The organism is Frisingicoccus caecimuris, from assembly GCF_004340975.1.
Classification (GTDB): Bacteria; Bacillota; Clostridia; order Lachnospirales; family Lachnospiraceae; genus Frisingicoccus; species Frisingicoccus caecimuris.
Genome location: NZ_SLXA01000002.1, coordinates 70,616 through 95,784 on the forward strand (window position 1 = coordinate 70,616; position 25,169 = coordinate 95,784).

Sequence of the window (25,169 nt, forward strand, 5' to 3'; positions counted from 1 at the left end):
TTATTCCTCTTCAAATTCAAACATCAACACAGACAGCATGGCAAGTCCAGCCGTCTCCGTTCTTAAAATACGTTTTCCAAGAGTCACAGGCAGAACTCCTGCCGCCATGGCCGCTTCCACCTCTGCTTCATCAAAACCGCCCTCCGGGCCGATAAAAATCCCGACGGATTTTTTCCCTTTCAGTCCGGCAATCATCTCCCGGGTCTTTTCTATTCCCTCTGCTTTTTCATAGGGAATCAGAACGCCTTCCAGGTTCCCGGCGTAAGCCAGAGCTTCCGAAAAGCCCATCACCGGCTTTATCTCAGGAATTATTCCCCGACCGGACTGTTTGGCTCCTCCTTCGGCAATCTGCTGCCACCGGGCAATCTTTTTCGTTTCTTTTTTCTCATCCAGTTTTACGATCACCCGTTTTGTCCTCACGGGAATAATCTCATATACCCCAAGCTCTACAGCTTTTTGAATAATGAACTCCATCTTGTCTGCCTTTGGCAGTCCCTGAAAAAGATAAAGTTTTACTGGCAGCTCCACATAGGATTTCCAGGAATTTTCAATGGAAAGGCAGATTTGATCCCGCTCCATCGATAAAATACGACAAAAGTAGTCCGTCCCCCGGCCATCACTTAAGGACAGTTCGTCCCCCGGACGCATCCGGAGGACATTTTTTATATGATTCACATCATTTCCCTGAATCACGATACGGTTTTCCCGTACCTGTGACGGTTCTATAAAAAATCTCGGCATTTATTTTCTCCACTTCTTAGCCGCCGATCTAGGCTCTTGCTGTAAAGGATACCCATCCACCGGAATGGGTAACTTCCATAATTTCAAATTCATTCTCTGTCAGGGCCTTTCTTACATCTTCTTCCCGTTCATCAATGATACCGGAGGTTATAAAAAGCGCACCCGGTTTCATCATTTCTTTTACAACTCCGCTTAACGGAATAATAATTTCGGCAAAAATATTTGCCAGCACCATGTCAAATTTATGTTCGCCCACTTTATGACGGAAATCTGCATCGGAAATAACATCTCCGGTAAGTACAGTATAGACATCATTTTCTATACCATTCACACGGGCATTTTCAACAGCAGCCTCCACTGCATGAATATCCACATCGGTGGCGGATGCTTCTTTTGCTCCAAGAAGCAGAGCAATAATGGACAAAATACCGCTGCCACAGCCCACATCCAAAACTTCCTGTCCTGGCTGCATGTACTTCTTCAACTGGGTAATACACAGCCGGGTCGTATGATGGGTACCCGTGCCGAAAGCTGTTCCCGGGTCCAGTTCCACAACCAATGTATCTTCCGGAACCTCTTCCACTGTTTCCCAGGTTGGTTTAATAATAATATGTTCATCTACTTTAAAAGGTTTCCAGTATTTTTTCCAGTTATTCATCCAGTCAATGTCTTCTGTCTGGGATTTTTCAATCGTGGCATCTCCGATATCTACAAAGTCTGCCAGTTCCCGGACAGCAGCCAACACTTCTTCCAAAGTGGAATCATGGTCCTTTTCCGGCTCAATATAGAAGGAGACATAGGCTTTGCCGTCATCTTCTTCCAAATCCGGAAGCAGATCGATAAACATCCGTTTTTTATCTTCCTCAGAAAGAGGCACTTTATCTTCAATCTCAATACCTTCAATGCCCATCTCTGCCAGTGTGTAACTGATCAAATCCACCGCTTCTGTGGTGGTCGCCAGGCGATATTTATTCCATTTCATATTAATTTATATCCTCGCATTATTCATCCAGATCGTCAAAGGCTTCTTTGACTTTGTCCATAAAGCTCTTTTTCTTTTTACCTTCTTTGCCCTTTGGCTCCTCGGCTTTTTCTGATTTACTTTCCTGTGGGCGGATTCCTTTTAAAGAATCATCAAACCTGCGGAGCAGTTCTTTCTGCTCATTATTTAATTTCTCCGGGACCTGTACGACTAATGTTACATAGTGATCGCCGCGGATATTTTTATTCCGGATCGTCGGGACACCTTTGCCTTTCAGACGAATTCGTGTATCCGTCTGAGTTCCCGGCTTAATTGTCTGAGTGACATCGCCGTCCACCGTCTTAATCGTAATCTCACCGCCCAATGCCGCCTGAACAAAAGAAATCGGCATTGTAGAATAAATATCATATTCCTGACGACGGAAGATCGGATGACGGTCCACAGTGACATTGACCAGCAGGTCGCCGCGGGCGCCGCCATTGGTTCCAGGTTCTCCCTTTCCACGAATACGCACGCTCTGGCCGCTGTCGATACCAGCCGGAATGGACACCTCAATCGTCTTCTTATTCCGAATATAGCCAGTGCCGCCACAGTCGGTACATTTGTCTTTAATGATCTTGCCGCTTCCATGACAGTCCGGACAGGTCTGCACATTACGAACCATGCCGAACAGGGATTGCTGTGTATAGACAACCTGCCCTTTACCACCACACTTGCTGCAGGTCTGTGGCTGAGTTCCCGGCTTTGCTCCGGTTCCATGACAATGCGGACATTCATCTTTTAGATTCATCTCGAATTTCTTATCCACACCAAATACAGCTTCCATAAAGGATATCCGTACATTGATCCGAACATTGGCTCCCTGCATCGGTCCGTTATAAGAGCCGCCCCGGCTGCTTCGTCCGCCGCCGAAGAAATCGCCGAAAATATCGCCGAAAATATCGCCCATATCCGCCGCATTAAAATCAAAGCCGCCAAATCCGCCGGCACCGCCGCCCTGTTCAAAGGCCGCGTGACCGAACTGGTCATACTGACGTCTCTTTTCCGCATCACTCAATACCGCGTAAGCTTCCGATGCCTCTTTAAATTTTGCTTCTGCTTCTTTATCTCCAGGGTTTGTATCCGGATGGTACTTTTTGGCCAGCTTACGATAGGCTTTCTTTAACTCATCGTCTGTTGCCGACTTCGACACACCCAGAACCTCATAGTAATCTCTTTTCGTCTCTGCCATATCCAATCACCTTCTTTTATAACGTAGCGAAAGAGGACGCCCCGACACCGGCGTAAATGTCGGTGCCGAAACAGCCTCTTTATCTATCTTAGGTCATACCCAACTCTGTTTATATTACACTTCTTTGTAGTCTGCGTCAACTACATCATCGGCCTGATAGCTGCCGTTTGCATCCTGAGAAGGATTTGGCCCTGCATTCTGCCCTGCAGCTGCGCCGGCTGCTTCATACATCTTTGTAAATACGCCCTGTGCAGATTCCATTAATCTTTCTTTTGCTGCCTTGATCTCATCCACATCCGCATCAGACATGTTATCAATATTTGTTCTCTCAAGAAGAGCTTTCATGCTGTCTATCTCAGCCTGAACTTTTGCTTTATCGTCTGCGCTGACTTTGTCGCCGACTTCTTTCAACGCTTTTTCTGTCTGGAATACCATCGCATCTGCGTCATTTCTTGCTTCGATACCTTCTTTACGTTTTTTATCCTGAGCTTCGAATTCAGCGGCTTCTTTAACAGCCTTATCAATTTCAGCATCCGACATATTCGAACCGGCTGTAATAGTAATGTGCTGTTCTTTGCCTGTGCCTAAATCCTTTGCGGATACATTAACAATGCCGTTGGCATCGATATCGAAAGTAACTTCTATCTGCGGGATTCCACGTGGAGCCGGTGCAATTCCGTCTAACTGGAAACGTCCAAGGCTCTTATTATCTTTAGCAAACTGACGCTCACCTTGTACAACATTGATATCTACAGCTGTCTGATTATCTGCTGCTGTAGAGAAAATCTGACTCTTCTTTGTAGGAATTGTTGTATTTCTTTCGATCAGATGTGTTGCGATTCCACCCATGGTCTCAATGGACAGGGTCAATGGTGTAACATCCAGAAGAAGGATATCTCCTGCGCCCGCATCGCCGGCCAGTTTACCGCCCTGGATAGAAGCGCCGATAGCAACACATTCATCCGGATTCAGGTTCTTGCTTGGCTCTTTGCCTGTCAGCTGTTTAACTTTATCCTGAACAGCCGGAACACGTGTGGAACCACCGACAAGAAGCACTTTGCTCAGTTCAGAAGCTGTAATGCCTGCATCTCTCAATGCATTCTGAACCGGAATGATGGTTCTTTCAACAAGATCCGCTGTTAATTCATCGAATTTAGCACGGGTCAGATTCATTTCGAAATGTTTCGCACCTTCTGCTGTCGCTGTGATGAAAGGCAGGTTAATGTTTGTATTTGCTGCACTGGAAAGTTCTTTCTTTGCTTTTTCAGCTGCTTCTTTCAAACGCTGCATAGCCATCTTATCACCGGAAAGATCGACACCTTCGGTACGTTTGAATTCATCAATCATATACTGAGTCAGTTTATTATCAAAGTCATCGCCGCCCAAATGGTTATCACCAGAAGTTGCCAGTACTTCGATAACACCGTCGCCGATTTCAATGACAGAAACATCGAATGTACCGCCGCCTAAGTCGTAAACCATGATTTTCTGTTCATTTTCATTATCCAGACCGTAAGCCAGAGCTGCTGCTGTAGGCTCGTTGATAATACGTTTTACATCAAGACCTGCGATCTTACCGGCATCCTTTGTCGCCTGTCTCTGGGCATCATTGAAGTAAGCCGGTACAGTGATGACTGCTTCTGTGACCTTTTCACCAAGGTAGCTTTCTGCATCCGCTTTCAGTTTCTGAAGAATCATTGCAGAAATCTCCTGTGGAGAATATTTCTTATCATCAATCGCTACTCTGTAATCAGAACCCATATGTCTCTTGATTGAAGCGATTGTCTTATCTGCATTTGTTACGGCCTGACGTTTTGCCGGTTCACCGACGAGACGTTCACCGGTTTTTGTAAAAGCTACAACAGATGGTGTTGTTCTTGCACCTTCTGTGTTTGCGATAACTACCGGTTTGCCACCTTCCATAACTGCTACACATGAATTTGTTGTTCCTAAATCAATACCAATAATCTTACTCATAATAATTTCCTCCTGATCATCTGCTAATATCTAAATTTTGCTAATCAACTTTTTATTTTATTCAGCAACCATCACCATACTGTGACGGACTACTTTATCTTTATATAAATAACCCCGCTGTAATTCCTGAGTGATAATGCCGGATTCGTATTCCTCACTCGGCGCCTGCATCACTGCGTTGTGGAAATCCGGATTGAATTCCACGCCAACGGCTTCAATTACCGTGACCCCCATTCCTTCAAGCGTTGTCATTAATTGCTTATACACAAGCTCAATTCCCTGAGCAAAGGATGTATTTTTTTCTTCTTCTGTCATCGCTGCAAGTCCCCGCTCAAAGTTGTCAACAACCGGAAGCAGTTTTTCAATCACATCTGCCGCACCGATACCGTACATCTGCTGTTTTTCTTTTTCCGTGCGTTTACGGAAATTATCAAATTCAGCCATTTGCCGAATCAGCCGGTCATTTAATTCAGCGATCTTCTCATCCTTTTTATCTTTTTTGTCTTTATGGAAGAAACCTTTTTTCTTTTCTTCCTTTGGCTCAGACGTTTCGCCTTCAACAGTTTCGCCTGCTTCGTTTTCGAATTCTGCGTCTTCTGTTTCATTATCCACAGCAGCCTCTGTCTCCATAGCTCCTTCCGCTGTTGTTTCTATATCATCTTCCGTCTGAATGTCTTCATTCATCGCTTTTTCCTGTTCTGACACTTCACATCACCTCTTACTTTTTCTTAAATATATCATCCAACTGGTTCATCATCGTCTGAAGATTACCAACGACTTTTTTGTAGTCCATTCGTTTCGGTCCGATAATACCGATCGTTCCCTGAACCCCTTCCTCCAGTTCGTAGGTTGCTGTAACAATACTGCAATCCTTCATCGTACTCACCGGAGATTCTGAACCAATATATATCTGTATCGGATTCTTGTTTTCCTCACCCGAATCCTCCTGGTCGACGATCAACTCACTCAGAGCTTTTTTCTCTTCCATCGTATAGAGAAGCTCGCTTGCCTTTTCTCTGTCTCCCAGTTCCGGATATTTCAGAAGATTCGTTGTACCGCTTGTATAAATCTCCAAATCATCTTCTTCCTGAATTACAACAGCAATCGCATCAATGATATGACCGATAATCTGTCCATAACCTTCGGCCTGGACTTTCATTCTCTGAATCAACTCCATGTTGATTTCCTGGAGATTCAAACCCTGAAGGAAGGTGTTGATCAAAATATTCAGCTTGGCAACTTCATCCTCGCTTACCCTCTCATCAACTTCGATCAGCCGATTTTTAATCACATTTCCTTCCAACATGACAACCACCAGCAACTGATTATCTTCCACTCTGGACAGCTGGATGAATTTCAGTTTATTCCGTTTATACTGAGGAGCTGAGATCATCGTCGCATAATTTGTATTCGTCGCCAGAAGCTTTGCCACATGCTTCAGCAGATGATCCAGCTTATCTGCCTTTTCAATAAGAACATCTTTCATCTCATCGACTTCAGCAATCTTTTCCTTCATCAGATTATCCACATAAAAGCGGTAACCTTTATCTGAAGGGATACGACCCGCTGATGTATGCGGTTGAACGATATATCCCAAATCTTCCAAATCAGACATCTCATTTCGAATTGTCGCCGAACTCAGGTTCAAATCCGTATATTTTGAAATGGTCCGTGAGCCTACCGGTTCACCAGTAATCAGATATGTTTGAATAATACTGTTTAAGATTTTTATCTTTCTTTCATCCAGTTCCACCAGACCACTCCTTTCTGTTTTATTAGCACTCGATAAACTAGAGTGCTAATATCTAAACATTAAGATAGCACCATCCCTGCCATTTGTCAATAGTTTCAAAAATTATTTTTAAAATTATTCATTATGTGCTATAATTTCTTCCATACTATAAAATCAAACTTTAAGGAGCGTGAACAAAGATGTCTGTTGAACGAGCAAAAACCTATTTTAAAGCTTTCGGCATGGAGGACCGGATTCTGGAATTTGATGTTTCCAGTGCCACCGTCGAACTGGCTGCTCAGGCTCTCTCCTGTGAACCAGCCCACATTGCAAAATCTCTTTCTTTTAAAATCGAGGACCGGACACTGCTGATCCTGGTTGCAGGAGATGCCAAAATTGATAATAAAAAATATAAAGCCGCTTTTGGAGCAAAAGCAAAAATGCTGTCACCGGACGAAGTCGTGGGACGTATCGGACATGCCATTGGCGGTGTCTGCCCTTTTGGCATCAATGAAGGGGTGGAAGTTTATCTGGACGATTCCATGAAACGTTTTGATTATATGTATCCTGCTGCAGGAAGCAGCAACAGTGCCATCAAACTGACCATTCCCGAACTGGAGCAATATTCAGGCTATAAATCCTGGGTGGACGTATGTAAAATTCCTTAATGGCCGTTGCAAAACGTTGACGGTAAATTACTGGATTGGTATACTGTTTTAAAGGCACTCGAAACATCATTCAAATACATATTAAGAGGGAGAAATTTTATGAACAAACCAAACACACTTTTAAAAGTCACAAGTATTCTCTACATTATTTTTAGCATTATCAGTGGAATCGTTGTTATTGTTGGTTCTCTGGGGATTGGCGCTCTTCTGGGCGGTGTAGCAGGTAATATAGGCGCTGGTATCGCTATGGCTTCTTTCTTTATGGTCTTAAGTCTGATCAGTGTTGTACTGGGCCTGATCGCAGGGTTTGCCGGACTGAAAGCAGAAAACTTAAAACTCTGCAAAACTTTAGGTATTGTCCTGATTGTTTTAGCCGCCATCGGCGTAGTCAGCAATCTGTCCGACGGAGAAGATATTGTTTCCGCATTGGTCGGTCTGATACTTCCTATATTATATACCGTTGGTGTTCTTAAAGAAAATAATTAATATTTCAAAGATAAAGCGGAATCTGACATAACAGATTCCGCTGCTTTTTTCATCGATGACATATAGCTGCCATCGGATCATATCTAAATCTATGTCTGGTTTTTATAATCGATACAGCGACCGTATTTCCTTAGACTGACCAGGGCTGCCAGGCACAGCAGTGCAGCAATCACCGCATACCGCATCCTCAAGAACTGCATTTCTTGTTTCAAAGAGTTCTGTTGGACATCACCGGAATTTACAATTTCAAGTCCGAGCTGCCCGAGTTGTTTTACAGTTGTCCCATCCAGGTCCTGCCCCCTCATCTGAATTCGTACTCCGGTTTCGCTGTCTGAAAACCGTACACTATCTGCGCCACAGAAGGCACAGGCCGTATCATTTGGTACGCCTGACTTTGCGTACACGATTTGAGCCGTTCCTGTCATGTCCTCTTCACCTAATTGATAATCTAACCGCAAACTCTCCTGTTCCGTTCCAGTTTCACCGGAGGTTTGTATAAGCTGATTCCATGCCATTTCATTCAGATAAATGACTTTCATAGCACAGGTTTCGGGCATTCCATAAGCCAGAGCCAGATAATCATCGTACAATTCCAGGCAGGTCACCGTCATTTCTCCCCAGGCCCCCGACAGCGTTAGTAAAGATTCTCTCTGCCTGCTCACAGCCTGAACGTCTTCCATAATCTCAATAGCTGACGCCTGATAACTTGTAAGCCCCGATGCACTGCTGTTCCTGACAACATATTCTACAGGACTTCGCATCCTATTATAGACCTTCATCCCACTATTGACGGTATCTGCCAAAAAAACGATCATCCCCAAAAAGAAAAGAAACATTATTTTTATCCGATCATCCTGTTTTCTTCGTTTCCAGAACCTGATCCACCATTTCATTCGGCTTTTTCCTCCACTTCATTCTGTCTGTTTCTTCGCCGAATTCCACGCAGGATCATACCAATGATTAAGAAAAATAAAATTCCGACAACGACTGCCATAATAATCCACCATTGTCCTGTATCATCCGATTCCTCCTTTGTCGTATTTGAAAAAGGCGTTTTAATATTCGTTATAAAGTCTCCAGTTTTTTCATATTCTTTTCCGTTTTCATCTTCATAGTAATAGGTCACAGTGCCCTTTGTCTCTCCGTACAACGATGAACCTTTTGACAAACTGGTCACAGAAATTTTTACACTTCCTGTTGCTGTTTTTCCGGCTTCAATATCCCCGATAAAAAGTGTTCCCTCCGGCGCCAGGCCATCGGCTTCAATCACTGCCCGAACATTATGCACCTTGCTCCGTCCAAGATTCATCGCCTGTATCTGAGCGTTCACCACATCCCCAACCTGAACTTCCGAATCCAATACCAACGGATCGAACTCCAGTTTCACAGGCTGGGCTACCATCATTCTTATTTTGCCGCTGGCAGACTGGGATGCCCCTTTCGAATCCGCATAATCCATAGACACTGACAGGCCATAGGCTCCCGGAACAGCTGATGACAGAATTTTATATTTATAGGACACGACACAGGTCTGTCCCGCCGAAACACTCTCCACATAAATCGTATCTGTCGGACTGAGCAGATTCAAATACTCTCCCTCATCGCCAATGGTCACTGTCATATTTCTGACTGTTTCCGTACTGCTCGTATTAAATAAAGTAATATCCAGGGTCATTTCGTCTCCGGCCTGAATCTCATCTTTTGAAGATTTACATGACTGAACGATCATTTTCGGTGCAAAGGTCGGTGTTTCTGATGCAGTGCCGCCGCCGGAACTTGCGCCGGATGAAGCGCCGCCACTGTCTCCGCCGGATGGCCCGGTTACATCCACAGCGCCTGTTAGATCATCTTTCGGTGTTCCCGTCGATGGTTCCGTGGAAGGTTCTCCTGTCGATGGTTCCGTAACCGGCGCATCTGTTGACGGTTCCATGGTAGAAGGTTCATCCGTAACTGGCTCATCTGTCGACGGTTCACTGGATGCAGGTTTTTCATCGGTAATGACCACATTGACTGAAAATTCTTTATGTAACGGTTTGCCGTCAATATCCTCAGCATGGATACTCAAAATCACCGGATATTCCCCGTTTTTTCGTTCATCCTTCAGCTTCAGATCAAAAGTCACCAGATAACAGGAAATTGTCTCCTGACTGCCATTGACTTTTTCCTGACTGAGTTCAATATCTTTTTCATATTTTTCAGAAATAAACGGCAGCCCGGTCCCATCACCCAAATTCAATGATACTTTAAGGGTATCATTCCTTAACCGGCCCTGACATACAACAGGTACGACCAGGCTGGCCGTATCATTCTCTACTTTGGGTGTATAGCCTTCAGAGTAGGGTTGATTCATGCCTGTATAGCAATTCTCCGAATCTATTTTCAGTTCAATCGTCTCCACTGCCATTTGATTCATCGTTTCCGGACTTTCCGACAAGACCCGAGTCATCACCATAGTTTCAGATACAGCCCAGACATTCATCGCAGGACTTTCTGCCAGCATTCCTACCATACAGGCCAGCACACCCACTTTTTTCAAAATCTTCATTTCCATTTTTCCTCCATCTCATGGACATCGTCACATAATTCCTCGATATCCTGGACATTATGGCTGGCCAAAAGTATCGCCTTGCCCTGTTTTTTTAAATCTTTAAGCAATTCGCGCATCTGGCTGACCCCGGCTTTATCCAATCCATTAAAAGGTTCATCCAATATAAGCACCCCTGGGTCTTCCATTATGGCCTGTGCTATTCCAAGGCGCTGTCGCATTCCCAGAGAATATTTTGAAACCGGCTTGCCCATCACCGGATCCAGCCCTACCCGTTCCAGAGTCTTCATAATTTCTTCTTTACCAATACGCGCTTTCAAGGAAGCCAGTATCTTTAAGTTCTGAAAGCCACTCAAATTCGGAAGAAATCCCGGTGTTTCAATAATTACACCCAGTCGGTCCGGAAAATCGCAGTCTTTCCCTATCTGTTCTCCGTTCACCATAATATTTCCCGAGTCCGGCTTCATAAAACCGCAAATACATTTCATCAACACCGTTTTTCCGCTGCCGTTATTGCCGACAATACCATAAATCTGCCCGGGAAGAATCGTCAGATTTACGTCCTTTAGCACATGTTCTTTTCCAAAAGACTTATAGACATGTTCCACGATAACTCCTGTCTGCTTCTCCATAACATCACCTCTTGTATTACTTTTGTGTACCTGTAAAATCAAAGGAATAATTCTTAATCTTCCAAATGGAAAGACCAAACAGAAGCAGACACCCCGCGCCAAAAAAGATATAAGACACCCACAGCTTCGGCAAATTGTCATACCCGAAATTGTGCATGTAATAGGTCGCGTGATTCAGCGGAGATATCCATCCGAAGATAATATTGGCTGTTTTCTTCTGTTCCTGAGACAACCGAAGTATGCCGGCAATCACCTCCGGGTTCATCAAAAATCCAAATCCGCTGAATATAACGCCGCCGATCATTCCGCCATTTCCTTTCCACAAATTCAAATAGAGAATCAGGCTGGCCATCAAAACGGAATAGCCTGCCATCAGCCCAAAAATGTGAAGCGTACAGGAATATGGAAAGGACAGCTCCAGCACTTTGACAAAGGCTGGAATTGCAATCTTTTCTCCGATACTGGAATATCCGAGAATCGCCGCAGTATCGCTCCACAGATTTGCCGTATATGCCTTCGTTCCTGCCAGCACACAGGTTGAAAACAGGATAAAACACATAAATCCCATCGTTGCCAGCACCAGATATAAAATTTGACCCAAAAGCCAGATTTTACGGTTAATTCGTATTAAAAATAACGGGACTTCATTTCCCAGACTCGGCATATCGGCAAATAAAAGCAAAAGCAGCAAGGATATGACCAATATGGAATTGGCATCACCAAAAGTCCATATAAAGGGTTCCAGAACCTGAACAATGGTATCATGCTCTCTGGCAAATACAAGCACCTTATCGGAAAGCAGGAAGCATACGACAAAACCCAGGGCAAAAGCCAGGACAATCTGGGGATTTCGCCGCCACCGTCTGAAATTCGCCGCAGCGACCAGACCAATCTGTCGGATCTTATACACCTTCAATACACCTCCTGAGAATCATATCATACAGGCAGAGCAGCACCAACATCAGACCTGTAACGAGAAAGGCAACGCCCCATTCACCAAAAATCCATGTATGCTCCGGTGCGAGCCATTCATAAGGATACAGGCAATATAATGTCTGAAAATAACGTTCATGCAAAATAACCAGTATATAATAGATGACAAAGGCGCCGCCATAAGCTATATAACGACTGTTTGACAGGGCGGCCAGTACGGCCGCCGCAACAGCCCATAACATTCCCGATAAGAAAATCAGCAGGGGGTTCCATTGCATATTTCCATCATGCTTTAAACAAACATATATCCAGCTTCCCAAAAGTTCCACTCCGCCGCCGCTGAGGCCACAGGCCAGAATCTTTCCGAGAATATACGCTGTAACTCCGCTCCGAGGCAAATAGGCTTTGATAAATCCGCTCTGATAGTCTGCCAGCCAGGCCGTCGAATAGGGCAGCGTACATAAGACGGGAACTGTCATACGAAATAAATCTGAATCAAAACCCGCGGTAAACAAAATCAAAATCTCCAGCAGTACCCCTGCGGCAAATCCACGGGATAATATTGCCCGTCCCATATCTGTCTCAAAGCTATTCATAATCAATATCCCAGACTTCTGTCGATGATCGAACTGTCAATGGCATTGATTGTCATGATGCTTCCGGCATTCTCCTGACCATATTCATTGGTAACTTTTCCCTCAAAATCCCAGACCGGCACCAGAAGTCCCGTATCATAGCTGTCTGCCTCACTGATTCTCGCATAACCGAGGACTACCCGATCGATCTGAACCGTCACGCCCGAATCCGATTCTGAATCGCTCTTCGCATTGGCTATCGTCACCATTTTTTCAAACGTATCTTTGATTTCGTCAAAACTTTTCAGATTGGACTTGTCTACAACTGTTTCTGTTACTTCCAACGGTGCATTATAATCAAACCCTACAATTCCCGAATCATTTACGCGAATCTCCACACATTCCACCGGCAAGTCCTTTTTCACATAATCATCGCCGTTCCACCCTTCTTCGTGTTTGCTTTTCGCATCAAAAGTCACAAAAACACCGTCTGCATAACGCATATAACGGAAAATATACAGCTTTCGGTATCCCTTTGTTTCTGTATCGTCTCCAACTCGTATATCTCTGACTTCTGAATACAATCCGCCTTCATAATACCGATACGTATCGTCCAGGCCGACATTTTTTAAAAACATATCCGCCGTTTCCCGGGCCTCATTTTCGGAAATTGTCGTAGGCTCATCGGTAAATTCCACCAGCTCCACTTGGCCTCCATACATGGCACTTGCACATTCCGCCGCCCTGTCTTCATCAGCCGGCCATACGCCGGTGGCGATATTATCAAATACTGTAGACGGCACGATTGCCGTCGCTGTAAAATCATATCCTCGTTTTCCCCGTCTGTATCGCAGACAGTTCCCTCGTTCCTCATTATTTTGCACAAAAACAGACATATAATCGCCATTTTCTCCATCATTGGCGCCGTAATAAACCTCGCCCTTCGGATTCAGGCTATATTCCCACTGATAAAATTCCTCGCCGCCTTCTTTCTCCACCATCTCCGCAACACTGTGTAAAAGCCCGTCTGATTCGTTGCCTTCCCAGACGATCTCTGCCGGTGCGTTTTCATATTCCGACTGGAGCGCATCAATATCCTGCTGATAATCCGGCATATACGTTTCCACTTCTTCCTCCCCGTAATTTGCTTTAATATTCTCTATTTCTGCTTTCAGACCGCTGATTTCCTCTTCAACGACTTTTCGTGTCCTCGTGTTTAAAGTCACGCCGGCATCATAAAGGGTCTGACCCTGAGCCAGTTCGCCAATGATCTTATCCAAAAATTCCTGACTGATTTTTTGCTGCCGTACCCGGAAAATCGACATCTGCTCCACCTCCGGAATATCCACTTTCGCATCCACATTCACCGTCACTCCCAGAGATTCATCCGAAAGTGTTGTCTGATACGTCTCATATGCATCGGCAATATGTGCCATATCCACTGAGCTTTCGTCACTCTTCTTTGCTTCCTCGATCAGATGATCCATATCTTTATTGACAACAATAGAGGAATCCGGATTTTGCTGACACCCTGAAAGCAGCATCGATGCAATAATCATGCCAACGCCCATCCGTGTATACCATAAGCTTTTTTTCATATCTGTTTCTCCCTTCCCTTTCGATATTATTAAAAAGAACCCATATCAGGACTTTTTATTTTCTTAAAAATATCCTAACACGAGTTCTTACATCAAGTATTCATCATTTTTTAAACAAATTGTAAATTATATAACGCATTTATGCGGGTTTCCGGGCTTTTTTGTTACTAACGTGTTACTAACCGGGTTACTTACTTCATATTTATAATGAGCTTAATCACCGATTTACAATCTCTCCATCACCCTCAACGCTGTCCGTTCTGTCGAGCTGGTCCAGGTCCGGTTAAATGTATCAACACCGCATCCATTAAAAGCATGGGCCATGATATACTGTTCCATGTACGGCCGGAGCTTCTCTGCTCTGGATGGTTTTCTAAGCTCCCTCAGAGCCTTCATTCCTACTTGTTTCGCCCGGTCCGGTGCGCCGCCAATCATTTCTCCGACTTCCTTCAAAGTAAGTTCATCTTTGAATCTGGCCCGGATCACCGTCGACTGCTGCCCTGGTAATTCATCCACCATTGGCCAAAGGATTCCTTTCAGCGCTTCCCTGTCGGCTTCCTCAATGATATCATCTTCTATCCCTTCACATCCCGGCAGCAGCTCTCCAAGAGTTATCTCGTCGTCTCCGACGGGTGTCTCTGTGCTTGATATATGGCCCCATTCGGCATCTTTTTCCAATGCCTTTACCTCTTTATAGGATACGCCTAAAATCCTGGCCAATTCGTAGATTTCCGGTTCTCTGCCATACTCTTTCCGGAAATCACTCCGAACCCTCTGATATCTCCAGATGTCCGTCTGGCGATTAACCGGTATGCGTACCGTACCGCTATTTTGGATATACCGGGTCATGGTCTGCCTTATCCAGTAACCGGCATATGTGAGAAAATTGCCGCCCTGGCCAGACTTATAACCATCAACAGCCTTACACAGACCAATATAACCCTCCTAGATTAAATCATCCTCTTCAGCCAGTTGGCTGTATTTCCGGGCCATCTGGCCAATAAATCCCCGGTTCTGCTGCCATAGGTCAACCATATTTTCGGCCACATCAATTCCGGCCTGTATTCTGCTTACCAGTTCCTCATTGGTCACGGTACCCACTCCCCACATCTACTATCTTGTTCTACTCAATTAACTGAAGATTATCATCCAGATTTTTCAATGCTTCCTGAAGCCATCCGATAGACATCAGGGCAGCATAATTATTATCGACACTGACAGGACGAATAAATTTTGCAACATTCTTCCGTAGCTGTTCAAATACTTCCAGCTTATCTTCCCGAGACAATGGAATATACTGGGCGAATACGGCACTGTTCCGGTTCTCACCCAATGCCATACGGATAGATTTCATAGACAACGCATCATCTTTATAAGCAGCAATAACATCTTTAAAATCATCCTCGGATAAAGCGCCCTTTTCAATCATCTTTAACACATTAGCCAATCCAGCCTGATATCCTGGATCACGAAGATTGTTCACTGTATTGCTCTGATTTCTGTTTTTAAAATATTCTTCAGCTTGACTGATAATCTGCAAACCTCTTTGCTGATTTTTTTCAGCCGTTTCCTGAAATTCCGCATTAATCTCTTTCACCTGATTCTCTAATCCCTGTGGCGTATAATTTCCACCTTCAGCCATCTCTTTGATTTGTTTAATTACTGAATTAAGATCATTCTGATGTATTGTAACGACGCTCTGCAACTCACTCTTAAAACTCATTATTTCCTTCCTCCATTTTTTATTTTACAATCACTACATTTACCGCTTTATTACCTTTTTCTGTTGGTTCAACCCAATAACTGACCTTCTGTCCTGCTTCCAAAAAACGAAATCCATTCATAAGCACATTGCTTTGATGAACAAAAACATCTTTTCCGTTTTCGCCGGCAATAAATCCATAGCCTTTTACTGGATCAAACCACTTCACTACGCCCTGCTGCATTATTTCACTACTCCTTTCTATCTTCCCGCACCAAATAAAAAAAGCGCCGAAACAGATTACTCAATCATGAATAAACTATTCCCGCGCCCTATGGCTTCCAGGACAAGACCTGGGGTACTTTAATATTTTATTTACAGAATCATTATAACATAATGGATGGGGGTAGGCAATCAAATCACCTGTATTTCGCATAGTTCATTTGTACTTCGGTGGTTAACCCTCTTCTCCTTTATATTTTCATAATTCGCCACCACCTCTCATTCGTCGTTTTGGAACGTTCGCGAAAACCGTTCATTAACAAGCTCAGCATAAGCCTTTTTATAACGACCTTCTTTATTCCTTGAAATCTTACACGACTTCAGGGCCGGGGAGAGTAGCCGAGCAACATGCTCCAGCTCCTGGTCTGTATTGTAGGATATCTTAATCTTTATCATCCAATCACCATCCTTTATCTTTTAAGGCCCGGTAGTATTGGTAGCACACCGGGCCGCATCCGTTCAAAACTGTCATTTTGACAGTATTGTTTATCCGCCTTTTTAAGGTGTCCAAAATGTCCGAATACCTTAGCATTTGTTAGCATTTTTCAACCTTAACATTTCATCTGAGTATTTCCGAGTACACTTTGATTTCAGGTTTTTACCTATGTGAAGCCGTCCTTCATTATTCCATGGCATAACGTTTCTTTATCTCATCCGCCGCCGGATTCCGGTGTTGGCGCACCATTCCATGAAAGTCGAAATATCGCTATTCAATTGACATTTTGCCCAAATCATCAGCTATACGGTCTAAACAACAGGTCACACCGAACAAGGCCTGTTGAAATGCTGCTGCATTTAACTTAGTACAGTCCTCGTCAATATGGTTTGATAATCCCGTAATTATCATTGATATTCCACTAAGCTCGGCAGATAAATCAGACAAACACATCTTGTTCATGCTACTGCACCGCCTTTCACGCTCATTTGTTTAATATGTATATACCAGCTCAATATTAAATACATAGACGTTCTGTACTGTTTTGAATCCATAACCGGCTTTAACACACTTTTCCAAAAGCGCGCCCGCGCAATAAATTCACCATCTTTAGGAGCATGTGCCAGCTTATACTTTTCATCCTGCGAAAGCTTATCATATGCCTGTTTTGCGCTCTCAAATATCTGATATTCGCCATTTATAAGCCTACATCCCTCCACGGTATTTAAAAAAGTTGGGCCACAATTAATAATAGGCACATCTACAACCTTTTTAACCTCAATATTACAACCATTTTTCCTTTCTTTGCGCATATCCCTAAATAAATTCACAGCGGTTTTTATGTCTGTAACTAAATTATTTTTCATAAAATCCCTTTACCTTTCCCCGGATTCCATGCTATTATGTAGTTGGATTGTTTCGCATGGCTCCGGTCATGCTGCCCTATGCCTTCCAAAGCCCGCCCGGCTTTGACATAGGGCTTTTTCTTTATTTCATTCCAATGGCATGATATAGCTTTTCTTGCCATCACGATAATACTGGAAGATTTCTTTCAACACTTCGCTGGCCCGGTCAATATCCTTATATGTACCAATGTACGGGCTACCATTCGCTTTCTCAGCCACAACGTGTCCGCCGTCTGGTGTTTCCGTTGCCCAAACATCACCGGAAAAGCTGAATATCCGTGTCCGGTCCTGGGTAAATATCTTCATCGTTTCTTACCTCGCTTTTTCATTCGGCTAAACTCAAACATCCGAGATTGAAGCTGCGCCTTCTGCTTTTTTGAACTACGAAGACCAGGTTCACTGATTACCCGAAAGCCATTTTCACTACCTGTTTTTGATTTACTACTCATATTCTCACCATCCTTTTTACTGGTCCACCATCCCTATATACATAACATAAGTGGTCTAATAAGGCTCAAAGCCTTGATTTTACTGATTTTTCTCTTCTGGCCCACCTTGGTACAAAAGAGTTTTCTCTTTTCTCTTCTGGCCCACCTTGGTACAAAAGAGAAAACATAGTATTTATAAGGATTTTTACTCTTTTAGCCCACTTCATTTATGTCTGTAAGGGATATGTAATACTTGAATCCTTGCTTATCACCTTTAGTTACTGGTCTATACTTTATCTTGCCATCTTTTTTCAAATCTGCTTTCGCCCTTTTTAAAGTGTGCTCACTAATGCTCATTGCTTTGGCCATTTCGTCCAGCTCTGCAACTTCCTTCTCTCCATCCTTCAAGAAATCAAGAATAAATGCTTTTGCTTCTCCCCGTTGAGGGGCTTGTCTGGTTGAGTAATCCACCTCTGTCACGAAATCCTTGTCTTTTTTATCGCTGTATCCTTTAAACTGAATAACTTCATCGGCGATACAATATAATACTGTGCTACCGGTAGGCCCATAATTTGATTTTTCATGTGATAAATACCGGATTCCTTTTTCATTGGTTTCTCCGGCCATAATCACAGAGCGACTTATATCCCATATATCGGCACTGTCGGCAATTCGCTTTCTTCCCCATACGCCAGACTGTTTGTTTGCATGCTCTACAATCAAGAAAGTGGTCCCATATTTCTCACCGTAGCCAATTAAGGGAGCCAGACAATTCCTCATGGCATTTCTATCGCCCATTCTGATATCGGGTGGGACAAACGCCTGTATTGGGTCGAAAATACACAAAGCTGGCCGATATTTTTCGATAAGCTGTTCAAGGAATGGACCATTAAATTTAATATCTTGAAATCTATCATCCGCAATATCAATAAACATAATATTTTTCAGATTTGCGCCGTTCTTTCTTAACCGCCGTTTGAGCGTGTATTCAACCGAATCCTCAGCCGAAAAGAACATTACCTTTTTGGGTTCGCCTTTCCCCCAATCTTCAGGTAAAAACTGTTCAAAAAAAGTTTTTCGGCCACTGCTGACTGCCGCCGCAATTGCACACCATACTGTTGTTTTACCGCTGCCACCGTCTCCGGCCAGAGAAGTAATCTGATAGCGGGGCATATAACCAGTGATTAGCCAGTCGGGCGTCTTTTCTTCTGCGCTATCTGCTACGGCCATTTCAAGGCTGTGGTTTTTCTGCTGCCTAAATTTCCCTTTGTCATAAGGTGTGCTATACGGGGCCGTCGCTTGCCATCCTCTTTTGAGAGCGGGAAATATTTCTTTATCCAACTCTGCATCTGTAAGTGGTGGCATACATTTCTTTTCATTTTCTGTCCTGACTGCCGCTTTTATAGCCTCGTTATCCAGCCCTTTTGCCTTAAGACTTCCCACAAGCTTGATTAATGCACTGTGCCGCTCTCCATCGGGTATCGTTTCGGGCATCTCAAAGCGCTTCTGTTCCCAACCTTCCGGGACTGGCCCAATGAGGAAATTAATAACATTATTATCTGCTTGAGCAATTTTACAATCTCCCGGACCTATTTCCCACTCATATTGATTACCGTTAGGGTGGATACTCGGTGGTGCTATAATGTAACCACCTTCTGCTCGGATATCTACACCATCATACAATCCTATCCGGCTCCGATGGACTGCTGAATCTTTGTAAATCAAATGATATCCACCGCGGCCTGTAATGCTTGTCCATGTTTCCGGAAGTTCTCCATTATCGCGCTGCCATGTTTTTAATATTTCATAGCCATTGACGCCCTTATTTTTGTCCACATCCAAGTCAATCACGACTAATCCGCCCGACATACTTCCAGTCGCAATCCCAATATTGGCATCTGGCCAGCGATTCCACCACTCATCAATCTGCTCTTTATTAGTTGTAGCCACTTTGAAGCCATTCTCCACGATAGGATGTTTACTTCGGGACATAAGTGGGAATACTGCAAGACCAAGGTCTGCATATATAAACGCCCATTGTTTCATTATGTCCGTGATTCATTCACCTTCTTTCCATAAAAATCCTGCTTCACATACCATTCGGCAACATTTTTCAAAACTGATTCATCGTTATACTGCTGCTCTACGACAATGCAAGTATAATAATTTCTGGCTTTGTTACATCCGGCGCCCTGAAGCTTTGTCAGAGCAGCCTCGGCAAATCCTGGCCAAGTTAATTCATAGCCGTAGATCTTCAAGAAGAAATTCTTATCAAGCCTCATGCCTGGCCGGATGCTCCGCAATAATTCTTCTCTGGATGCCATCAGCTATCCCTGCCCATGTGTTGGTACAGCTTCCGCCGATAGATAACAAAAACATCCGATTTGTGTCCAGTCTTTTTGCCTGGAATACATTCTCCAAACTTCCAAATACCAAGCCGGATTCTTTGCCTCACGGCTTCCGGTGAACACCCAAGAATTCTGGCTGCTTCTGCTGCCGACATCGTTTCTTTTTCTTTTCTCATTCAATCATCCCTTCCAAAAGCCCGCCCGGCTAATTTTCTTCAATGATTTCAGTTACATCAACACCAAGCGCCTTAGCAATTCGGCCAGCCGTCTCTGGTCTAAGCTCAGCGCCACCGATTATCCGACATAACGTCCCTTTTGGGATGCCGGCAGCTATTAAATCTTTCTGCCCCATACATGCCCGCGCTCTTGCAAGCTCATATTTCTTTCTGTCGAGTTTCATTTTCTCACCTCCATTCAATCATTTGATTGTAATTTTAGATTAATACATATTTTCGATTGTGTCAACCTATTTTCTTAATCTTTTGATTGTTTTTTTTTCATAGTTATGTTATCGTATAGGAGAGGTGATATAATGCAAACTTCTGAAAGAATAAAACAAGCTCGAAAAAAAGCAGGACTTACTCAAAAAAAACTTGCTGAAATACTCGGCACTTCACAACAAAATCTTGCTCAATATGAAAATGGAAAACGAAAACCTAAAATAGAAACTTTAAAAAAAATTGCCTCCGCTTTAGGTGTCGAAATTGAAGATTTGGCAGAATGGAACGACATCCCCGAAATTGCAAACAAAGTATATGCTTCAGAATTAATTGGTTTAAAAAGAAATATTTCAGAAGAACGTTATTGTTTTTCTCCTGAAGATATAAATGATTTAAAGGCAAAAATTGATAATTATATCTCTCTAGGAAATGAAATAGAAAATGTAAACGAGCGTCGGAAATATTTCGGAGATGTGACAGAGATACTAGGTCGTGAACTATTTGAACACCTCATCGATTCACAACCTTATGGAAGCCTTTTAGATATCATAGACTTCTTATCCTATTACCTTGTTTTTACTGATTCTAAACAAGGTCAGCTAATGGAACTAGTGATGGATTTATACGAAAATAAATATTTACATCGCACTTACTGGGAAAATTTAAACAAAGATGAATAGAGAACCCAGTCTAAAATTATACTCACTAAATTTAGGGTGTCGCGTTTCCCGACACCCCCGGAAATATCCCTTTCGTCGATAACGCTCATTTGAGCTTCGTTCGTTTTTTCGGACAGGTCAGAACCTTGAAAATATAATATACTTACCTGGGCAGCCGGGGGACGTGCTTTCACCTAATCCGAGACCTTACGGAGGGTGGTGATTATTATGAGTACATATGAAGAATTTCAGATTATTTTGAGCATTGCTCTTTTAATCGTCGCTATTCTGAATCTGAAAAATAAGAAATAGCCGTCCTGCTCTCGTCAAAGTTTAGGAACGGCTATTCTTATAGTAAATACTAACTTTCGCCGGGTCGGGTGATGCGCGCTCACCTTCCGGCTCCCTTGTTAAGTATATTATATCAAATATACCAAAAATGTCAAACCTTCCAAAGCCCGCCCGGCCAGAATGGAAGGAATGTATATAAATGGCAAAAAGAAAAAAATATCCAAAACTTCCTAATGGTTTTGGGTCAATCAAGTTTCTCGGCAAAGGCCGGCGCAACCCTTATGCCGTTCATCCGCCAACGAAAGAATTCACGCTTGACGGTGTTCCTGTGACTCCGAAGGCTCTCTGCTATGTTGATGACTGGATGAAAGGCTTTGCTGTCCTCACGGCCTATCACGCCGGAACATATAAGCCAGGCATGGAGCTTGATCTGGCTGATCTGCCGCAATCTGGCGACACTGCTGTTATAAACCGCATATTGACCGACTATATTAAAATAACCGGTAAAACTCAGGAAACTCCCGGCAAGACATTTTCAGAAGTATATGAGGAATTCTACCGGTACAAATTTGAAAGGGATAAATCCCGGGAATATTCCAACGCCTTAAAGTTTTCACTCCGTGCGGCGTTCCGGAACTGTTCAGAACTGCATGAGCGCACCTTCAGCGAACTTCGTCACGATGACCTACAGGAGGTCATTGACTGCTGCCCTCTCAAATATTCCAGCTTACGGAATATGGTCAGCCTGCTCAATCAGATGTACGCCTACGCCGAGATGTATGAGCTTTGCGACAAAGACTATTCGGCCCATGTAAAGGTCCATATCCGAAATGATGTGGAACACGGCGAAGCGTTCACAGAACAGGAGTTAAAGCAGCTATGGGAGTACAAAGATGATAGCATTGTTGAAATGATTTTGATCATGTGCTATTCCGGTTTCCGAATTACCGCCTATAAGACACTAAAAATAGACCTGAAGGACCGGTACTTCAAAGGCGGTGTCAAGACGGCAGCAGGAAAAGACCGGATTGTCCCGATTCATTCGGGAATTTATGACCTTGTAAAACGCCGTACACGGAGAAAAAGGCCGCTCCTAGATGTTTCTGTCCCTCAATTCAGAGCTGCCATGTATGAGACGCTGGAACGCCTTGGCATGGCAAGACATACACCTCACGATTGTCGTCATACCTTCTCAGCTCTGTGTGAACGATATGGCGTTTCAGAGAATGACCGGAAGCGTATGCTTGGCCATTCCTTCGGCAACGATATCACCAACCAGATATACGGCCACAGGGAAATTGAGGACCTGAGACATGAAATTGAGAAGATTAAAATTTGTTACTAATCTGTTACTAACCGGAACCACTTATCACTTATTTTTAAGCCTTAAAAATGACAAAGCAAAACCGCTGTTTCCCCAGTATTTTCAAGGGTTTCAGCGGTTTTTCCTGTTGTTATGTGGCTTGGCCAAAAACAGCCTGAATTTAGACAAATTGTAAAATTATCCGGGTACCGTTCCCTTCTTTGCTGTCAATCTGAATCGATATATTATGCCGTTTGGCGATCAGGGCTGTGAGCGCCAGGCCGAGCCCGGCTCCGCCGCTCTTCCGGCTTCTGGATTTGTCGACCATATAAAAAGGTTCCATAATTTTTTCCTGTTCCTCCGCCGGGATTCCCTGTCCGAAGTCCTGCACCTCAATAATATTATCATAGGCCCGGAGAACAATCTTTCCGCCACAGTCACTGGCTTTAACGCCATTGTCAATCAAATTGATCAGGACGTCCGTCATCAAATCCAGGTCCATCGGAAAATGCTCTCCATGCTCAATACATTCCAATGTCATCTGCTTGTCCTTCAGGATCACATCACAGGATTTTTCCGCCGCTTCAAAGAGACGGCTCACCGGTGTGTCTGTAAAAACGAGAGAGTCCTCCTGATCCAGTTCTAAAAGCTTCATCATCTTTTTGGAGAGCCGTTCCAAACGTCCACATTCTTCATAAATATAAAGCAGAGCCGCCTCCTGATTTTCCCGGCTGAGCTTTGTGGAAAGCAAGGTCTGGGCATAGCCGGAAATGGCCGTCATCGGCGTCTTTAATTCGTGAGTCAGGTTCCCCATAAACAATGTCTTTCGTTTCTCGGATTCTTCCAGACTGCGCGTACTCGTTTCTACAGCTTCGGCCATTTTATTAAAGCTTTCCTCCAGCTGACCGATTTCATCCTTCCGACGGACGGTCACCCGCTGGTCGTAATTTCCCTCAGCCAGCCGTTTTGTCGTCTCGTTCAATTCCTGAAGAGGCTGAAGGATATGCCTTAATATGATGAACAAAATTCCTGTTGTCAGACCGACCACGCCAAATGTAATCGCCAATACATATCCGGTCAGACGCCGAACATTTTTTTGAACCTCGTCCATAGAAGCAACCCGGTAGACATCGATTTCGCTCTGAATATTCTTATGAAAAACGACATAATCCGTATTGCCCCAGGAATAATCGGCACAGGTTATATCGCCGTCCTCATAATTTTTAAAACTCAGCTGCGAAAGTTCTTCTGCAGAAAGGGCCGTATGATTATAAATTTGCCGGATTCCGTTAGCTTCTTCCGTATTTCCCGACCGTAAAAAGCATATCGAATAATCATCCTTCAACTTTTTAAAATAATGTTCCAGATAGAGCGGCTTTGCCTCCGCGTCCATCTTTTGGAGCAATCCCTGCTCCAGTTCACCGGTCATTTCATAAAAATTCTGGTAAGCCCGTATCGTCGCCTCGTTCTTAAGGCTTTTTCCGGTTATGCTTAAAATAAGCACATCCCCCAGTAAAGAAGCGGCTAAAAGAGCCATACAGCTGATCCACAGAATTTTTGTCCTTAATTTCACGTTCCGCGCCTCCAAATAATCATCTCGCTGCAGTTTACTCTTCGAATCGGTATCCCATTTTTGAGATGGTCTTAATATGCTCCGATAGCCCGAGTTTTTTCCGAAGCTGGCCTACGTGCACATCTACCGTTCGGGTCTCTCCCATATATTCGATCCCCCAAACCATACGGAGCAGGTTTTCTCTGGATATAGCGATATTCTTATTTTTCGCCAGAACACATAAAAGTTCAAATTCTTTCGGCTTTAACAAGACCTCCTGTCCATTCTGCTTGACAGAATGTTCCTCAAAATTGATTTCCATATTGAGAATTTTAATTGTCTGACTCAGCTTATTCGTCCGTTCCAATATCTTTTCCATGCGGACAAGTAATTCCAATATCTCAAAAGGCTTAACGATATAATCCTCAGCCCCGCCCTTCAAACCCTGGATTTTTGATTCCAGATCATCCTTCGCTGTCAGGAAAATCACCGGTATATCGTATTTTTTCATATCACCCAGTAATTCAAATCCATCCTTTCCCGGAAGCATCACATCCAAAAGTCCCAGATCATAGTCATGATCCTGAACTAATGCGGCTTCCGCCTCGCTGCCATTATAGTAAATCTCCGTATCATAATTGGAGACTTCCAGATTCATTGCAATCATTTTGGCAATAGCTTCTTCATCCTCAACAATTAAAATTCTGTTTTTACCTGACATAT

The 25,169-nt window shown here is 43.7% G+C and carries 30 protein-coding genes; 5 read left to right on the forward strand and 25 right to left on the reverse strand.

Translation table 11 applies throughout. The annotated features are described in order from the left end of the window. The 6 genes from EV212_RS02740 to hrcA all read right to left on the reverse strand — a co-directional run bounded on the left by EV212_RS02740 (position 1) and on the right by hrcA (position 6,684). Entirely contained in the window at positions 1-741 is a 741-nt protein-coding gene (locus EV212_RS02740) for a 16S rRNA (uracil(1498)-N(3))-methyltransferase (protein WP_132088534.1), read from the reverse strand. A gap of 28 nt (positions 742-769) precedes the next feature. After that, complete coding sequence (gene prmA / locus EV212_RS02745) at positions 770-1,723, reverse strand: 50S ribosomal protein L11 methyltransferase (protein ID WP_132088537.1); 954 nt, start codon at positions 1,721-1,723, stop codon at positions 770-772. 19 nt (positions 1,724-1,742) lie between these two features. Then, positions 1,743-2,954, reverse strand: a complete 1,212-nt coding sequence (gene dnaJ / locus EV212_RS02750) for a molecular chaperone DnaJ (RefSeq protein WP_132088540.1) — start codon at positions 2,952-2,954, stop codon at positions 1,743-1,745. A gap of 114 nt (positions 2,955-3,068) precedes the next feature. After that, a complete protein-coding gene (gene dnaK / locus EV212_RS02755; RefSeq protein WP_132088543.1) occupies positions 3,069-4,931 on the reverse strand; it encodes a molecular chaperone DnaK in 1,863 nt (620 codons plus the stop codon). A 57-nt stretch (positions 4,932-4,988) separates the two neighbouring features. Further along, positions 4,989-5,615, reverse strand: coding sequence for a nucleotide exchange factor GrpE (grpE, locus tag EV212_RS02760; protein WP_132089254.1), 627 nt, complete (start codon positions 5,613-5,615; stop codon positions 4,989-4,991). 34 nt (positions 5,616-5,649) lie between these two features. Further along, positions 5,650-6,684, reverse strand: coding sequence for a heat-inducible transcriptional repressor HrcA (hrcA, locus tag EV212_RS02765; protein ID WP_132088546.1), 1,035 nt, complete (start codon positions 6,682-6,684; stop codon positions 5,650-5,652). Between the two features lie 179 nt (positions 6,685-6,863). On the opposite strand from hrcA, the gene EV212_RS02770 reads away from it, so the two are divergent. Beyond that, positions 6,864-7,331 carry a YbaK/EbsC family protein gene (locus EV212_RS02770; RefSeq protein WP_132088550.1) on the forward strand — a complete coding sequence of 156 codons (468 nt, stop codon included), beginning with the start codon at positions 6,864-6,866 and terminating at the stop codon, positions 7,329-7,331. A 99-nt stretch (positions 7,332-7,430) separates the two neighbouring features. Beyond that, entirely contained in the window at positions 7,431-7,817 is a 387-nt protein-coding gene (locus EV212_RS02775) for a hypothetical protein (protein ID WP_132088553.1), read from the forward strand. Positions 7,818-7,906: 89 nt separating this feature from the next. Here the strand turns inward: EV212_RS02775 and EV212_RS02780 are convergent, their stop codons facing one another. The 17 genes from EV212_RS02780 to EV212_RS02855 form a co-directional block, all read right to left on the reverse strand. Beyond that, a complete protein-coding gene (locus EV212_RS02780) occupies positions 7,907-8,710 on the reverse strand; it encodes a hypothetical protein (protein WP_132088556.1) in 804 nt (267 codons plus the stop codon). Further along, positions 8,707-10,362, reverse strand: a complete 1,656-nt coding sequence (locus tag EV212_RS13545; RefSeq protein ID WP_207669053.1) for a COG1361 S-layer family protein — start codon at positions 10,360-10,362, stop codon at positions 8,707-8,709. Before EV212_RS13545 ends, EV212_RS02780 begins: the two co-directional genes overlap by 4 nt. Continuing rightward, entirely contained in the window at positions 10,359-10,994 is a 636-nt protein-coding gene (locus EV212_RS02790) for an ABC transporter ATP-binding protein (protein WP_132088559.1), read from the reverse strand. Before EV212_RS02790 ends, EV212_RS13545 begins: the two co-directional genes overlap by 4 nt. A 16-nt stretch (positions 10,995-11,010) precedes the next feature. Continuing rightward, positions 11,011-11,904 carry a hypothetical protein gene (locus tag EV212_RS02795; RefSeq protein WP_132088562.1) on the reverse strand — a complete coding sequence of 298 codons (894 nt, stop codon included), beginning with the start codon at positions 11,902-11,904 and terminating at the stop codon, positions 11,011-11,013. Beyond that, positions 11,897-12,523, reverse strand: coding sequence for a hypothetical protein (locus EV212_RS02800; RefSeq protein WP_132088565.1), 627 nt, complete (start codon positions 12,521-12,523; stop codon positions 11,897-11,899). Before EV212_RS02800 ends, EV212_RS02795 begins: the two co-directional genes overlap by 8 nt. Before the next feature lie 2 nt (positions 12,524-12,525). Next, positions 12,526-14,100 (reverse strand): DUF6034 family protein, encoded by a 1,575-nt coding sequence (locus EV212_RS02805; RefSeq protein ID WP_132088568.1) that lies wholly within the window; start codon positions 14,098-14,100, stop codon positions 12,526-12,528. Positions 14,101-14,325: 225 nt separating this feature from the next. Beyond that, positions 14,326-15,036: a sigma-70 family RNA polymerase sigma factor gene (locus EV212_RS02810; RefSeq protein ID WP_132088571.1), complete on the reverse strand. Its 711-nt coding sequence runs from the start codon at positions 15,034-15,036 to the stop codon at positions 14,326-14,328. Positions 15,037-15,045: 9 nt separating this feature from the next. After that, positions 15,046-15,192, reverse strand: a complete 147-nt coding sequence (locus EV212_RS13400; RefSeq protein ID WP_165873275.1) for a hypothetical protein — start codon at positions 15,190-15,192, stop codon at positions 15,046-15,048. 31 nt (positions 15,193-15,223) lie between these two features. Next, the gene (locus tag EV212_RS02815) at positions 15,224-15,823 is read right to left on the reverse strand and encodes a hypothetical protein (RefSeq protein ID WP_132088574.1); all 600 of its coding nucleotides are present in this window, start codon (positions 15,821-15,823) and stop codon (positions 15,224-15,226) included. Between the two features lie 19 nt (positions 15,824-15,842). After that, the gene (locus EV212_RS02820; protein ID WP_132088577.1) at positions 15,843-16,046 is read right to left on the reverse strand and encodes a cold-shock protein; all 204 of its coding nucleotides are present in this window, start codon (positions 16,044-16,046) and stop codon (positions 15,843-15,845) included. 744 nt (positions 16,047-16,790) lie between these two features. Further along, positions 16,791-16,982 carry a hypothetical protein gene (locus EV212_RS02825; RefSeq protein WP_132088580.1) on the reverse strand — a complete coding sequence of 64 codons (192 nt, stop codon included), beginning with the start codon at positions 16,980-16,982 and terminating at the stop codon, positions 16,791-16,793. Further along, positions 16,979-17,386: a hypothetical protein gene (locus EV212_RS02830; protein ID WP_132088583.1), complete on the reverse strand. Its 408-nt coding sequence runs from the start codon at positions 17,384-17,386 to the stop codon at positions 16,979-16,981. Before EV212_RS02830 ends, EV212_RS02825 begins: the two co-directional genes overlap by 4 nt. Positions 17,387-17,512: 126 nt before the next feature. Continuing rightward, positions 17,513-17,731 (reverse strand): hypothetical protein, encoded by a 219-nt coding sequence (locus EV212_RS02835; RefSeq protein WP_132088586.1) that lies wholly within the window; start codon positions 17,729-17,731, stop codon positions 17,513-17,515. A gap of 335 nt (positions 17,732-18,066) precedes the next feature. Further along, entirely contained in the window at positions 18,067-19,899 is a 1,833-nt protein-coding gene (locus tag EV212_RS02840; protein ID WP_132088589.1) for a bifunctional DNA primase/polymerase, read from the reverse strand. Then, a complete protein-coding gene (locus EV212_RS02845) occupies positions 19,899-20,177 on the reverse strand; it encodes a hypothetical protein (protein WP_132088592.1) in 279 nt (92 codons plus the stop codon). Before EV212_RS02845 ends, EV212_RS02840 begins: the two co-directional genes overlap by 1 nt. Further along, a complete protein-coding gene (locus tag EV212_RS02850; RefSeq protein WP_132088595.1) occupies positions 20,177-20,377 on the reverse strand; it encodes a hypothetical protein in 201 nt (66 codons plus the stop codon). Before EV212_RS02850 ends, EV212_RS02845 begins: the two co-directional genes overlap by 1 nt. Before the next feature lie 29 nt (positions 20,378-20,406). Next, complete coding sequence (locus tag EV212_RS02855) at positions 20,407-20,601, reverse strand: helix-turn-helix domain-containing protein (protein ID WP_132088598.1); 195 nt, start codon at positions 20,599-20,601, stop codon at positions 20,407-20,409. Between the two features lie 132 nt (positions 20,602-20,733). Between EV212_RS02855 and EV212_RS02860 the strand changes: the two genes are divergently transcribed. The 3 genes from EV212_RS02860 to EV212_RS02865 all read left to right on the forward strand — a co-directional run bounded on the left by EV212_RS02860 (position 20,734) and on the right by EV212_RS02865 (position 22,936). Then, on the forward strand, positions 20,734-21,321 hold the full coding sequence (locus EV212_RS02860) for a helix-turn-helix domain-containing protein (protein WP_207669054.1): 588 nt from the start codon (positions 20,734-20,736) through the stop codon (positions 21,319-21,321). 195 nt (positions 21,322-21,516) lie between these two features. Next, on the forward strand, positions 21,517-21,612 hold the full coding sequence (locus EV212_RS13845; protein WP_330570430.1) for a putative holin-like toxin: 96 nt from the start codon (positions 21,517-21,519) through the stop codon (positions 21,610-21,612). A 178-nt stretch (positions 21,613-21,790) separates the two neighbouring features. Next, a complete protein-coding gene (locus EV212_RS02865; RefSeq protein WP_132088604.1) occupies positions 21,791-22,936 on the forward strand; it encodes a tyrosine-type recombinase/integrase in 1,146 nt (381 codons plus the stop codon). A gap of 139 nt (positions 22,937-23,075) precedes the next feature. Here the strand turns inward: EV212_RS02865 and EV212_RS02870 are convergent, their stop codons facing one another. Together EV212_RS02870 and EV212_RS02875 are read right to left on the reverse strand one after the other, a co-directional pair. Further along, positions 23,076-24,467: a sensor histidine kinase gene (locus EV212_RS02870; RefSeq protein WP_132088606.1), complete on the reverse strand. Its 1,392-nt coding sequence runs from the start codon at positions 24,465-24,467 to the stop codon at positions 23,076-23,078. A gap of 34 nt (positions 24,468-24,501) precedes the next feature. Further along, positions 24,502-25,167, reverse strand: a complete 666-nt coding sequence (locus EV212_RS02875; protein ID WP_132088609.1) for a response regulator transcription factor — start codon at positions 25,165-25,167, stop codon at positions 24,502-24,504. Positions 25,168-25,169: the final 2 nt, after the last annotated feature.

Excerpts from the sequence above, each read along its gene's own strand:
- EV212_RS02825 (WP_132088580.1), bottom strand. The coding sequence starts at position 16,982 with ATGAACAAGATGTGTTTGTCTGATTTATCTGCCGAGCTTAGTGGAATA.
- dnaJ (WP_132088540.1), bottom strand. The coding sequence starts at position 2,954 with ATGGCAGAGACGAAAAGAGATTACTATGAGGTTCTGGGTGTGTCGAAG.
- EV212_RS02820 (WP_132088577.1), bottom strand. The coding sequence starts at position 16,046 with ATGCAGCAGGGCGTAGTGAAGTGGTTTGATCCAGTAAAAGGCTATGGA.
- EV212_RS02850 (WP_132088595.1), bottom strand. The coding sequence starts at position 20,377 with ATGAGAAAAGAAAAAGAAACGATGTCGGCAGCAGAAGCAGCCAGAATT.
- EV212_RS02830 (WP_132088583.1), bottom strand. The coding sequence starts at position 17,386 with ATGAAAAATAATTTAGTTACAGACATAAAAACCGCTGTGAATTTATTT.
- dnaK (WP_132088543.1), bottom strand. The coding sequence starts at position 4,931 with ATGAGTAAGATTATTGGTATTGATTTAGGAACAACAAATTCATGTGTA.
- EV212_RS02790 (WP_132088559.1), bottom strand. The coding sequence starts at position 10,994 with ATGGAGAAGCAGACAGGAGTTATCGTGGAACATGTCTATAAGTCTTTT.
- EV212_RS02855 (WP_132088598.1), bottom strand. The coding sequence starts at position 20,601 with ATGAAACTCGACAGAAAGAAATATGAGCTTGCAAGAGCGCGGGCATGT.
- EV212_RS02865 (WP_132088604.1), top strand. The coding sequence starts at position 21,791 with ATGGCAAAAAGAAAAAAATATCCAAAACTTCCTAATGGTTTTGGGTCA.
- EV212_RS02815 (WP_132088574.1), bottom strand. The coding sequence starts at position 15,823 with ATGAGTTTTAAGAGTGAGTTGCAGAGCGTCGTTACAATACATCAGAAT.
- EV212_RS02805 (WP_132088568.1), bottom strand. The coding sequence starts at position 14,100 with ATGAAAAAAAGCTTATGGTATACACGGATGGGCGTTGGCATGATTATT.
- EV212_RS02740 (WP_132088534.1), bottom strand. The coding sequence starts at position 741 with ATGCCGAGATTTTTTATAGAACCGTCACAGGTACGGGAAAACCGTATC.
- EV212_RS02800 (WP_132088565.1), bottom strand. The coding sequence starts at position 12,523 with ATGAATAGCTTTGAGACAGATATGGGACGGGCAATATTATCCCGTGGA.
- EV212_RS02875 (WP_132088609.1), bottom strand. The coding sequence starts at position 25,167 with ATGTCAGGTAAAAACAGAATTTTAATTGTTGAGGATGAAGAAGCTATT.
- prmA (WP_132088537.1), bottom strand. The coding sequence starts at position 1,723 with ATGAAATGGAATAAATATCGCCTGGCGACCACCACAGAAGCGGTGGAT.
- EV212_RS02860 (WP_207669054.1), top strand. The coding sequence starts at position 20,734 with ATGCAAACTTCTGAAAGAATAAAACAAGCTCGAAAAAAAGCAGGACTT.
- grpE (WP_132089254.1), bottom strand. The coding sequence starts at position 5,615 with ATGAATGAAGACATTCAGACGGAAGATGATATAGAAACAACAGCGGAA.
- EV212_RS02770 (WP_132088550.1), top strand. The coding sequence starts at position 6,864 with ATGTCTGTTGAACGAGCAAAAACCTATTTTAAAGCTTTCGGCATGGAG.
- EV212_RS02780 (WP_132088556.1), bottom strand. The coding sequence starts at position 8,710 with ATGAAATGGTGGATCAGGTTCTGGAAACGAAGAAAACAGGATGATCGG.
- EV212_RS13545 (WP_207669053.1), bottom strand. The coding sequence starts at position 10,362 with ATGAAGATTTTGAAAAAAGTGGGTGTGCTGGCCTGTATGGTAGGAATG.
- EV212_RS02835 (WP_132088586.1), bottom strand. The coding sequence starts at position 17,731 with ATGAAGATATTTACCCAGGACCGGACACGGATATTCAGCTTTTCCGGT.
- EV212_RS02775 (WP_132088553.1), top strand. The coding sequence starts at position 7,431 with ATGAACAAACCAAACACACTTTTAAAAGTCACAAGTATTCTCTACATT.
- EV212_RS02845 (WP_132088592.1), bottom strand. The coding sequence starts at position 20,177 with ATGGCATCCAGAGAAGAATTATTGCGGAGCATCCGGCCAGGCATGAGG.
- EV212_RS02840 (WP_132088589.1), bottom strand. The coding sequence starts at position 19,899 with ATGAAACAATGGGCGTTTATATATGCAGACCTTGGTCTTGCAGTATTC.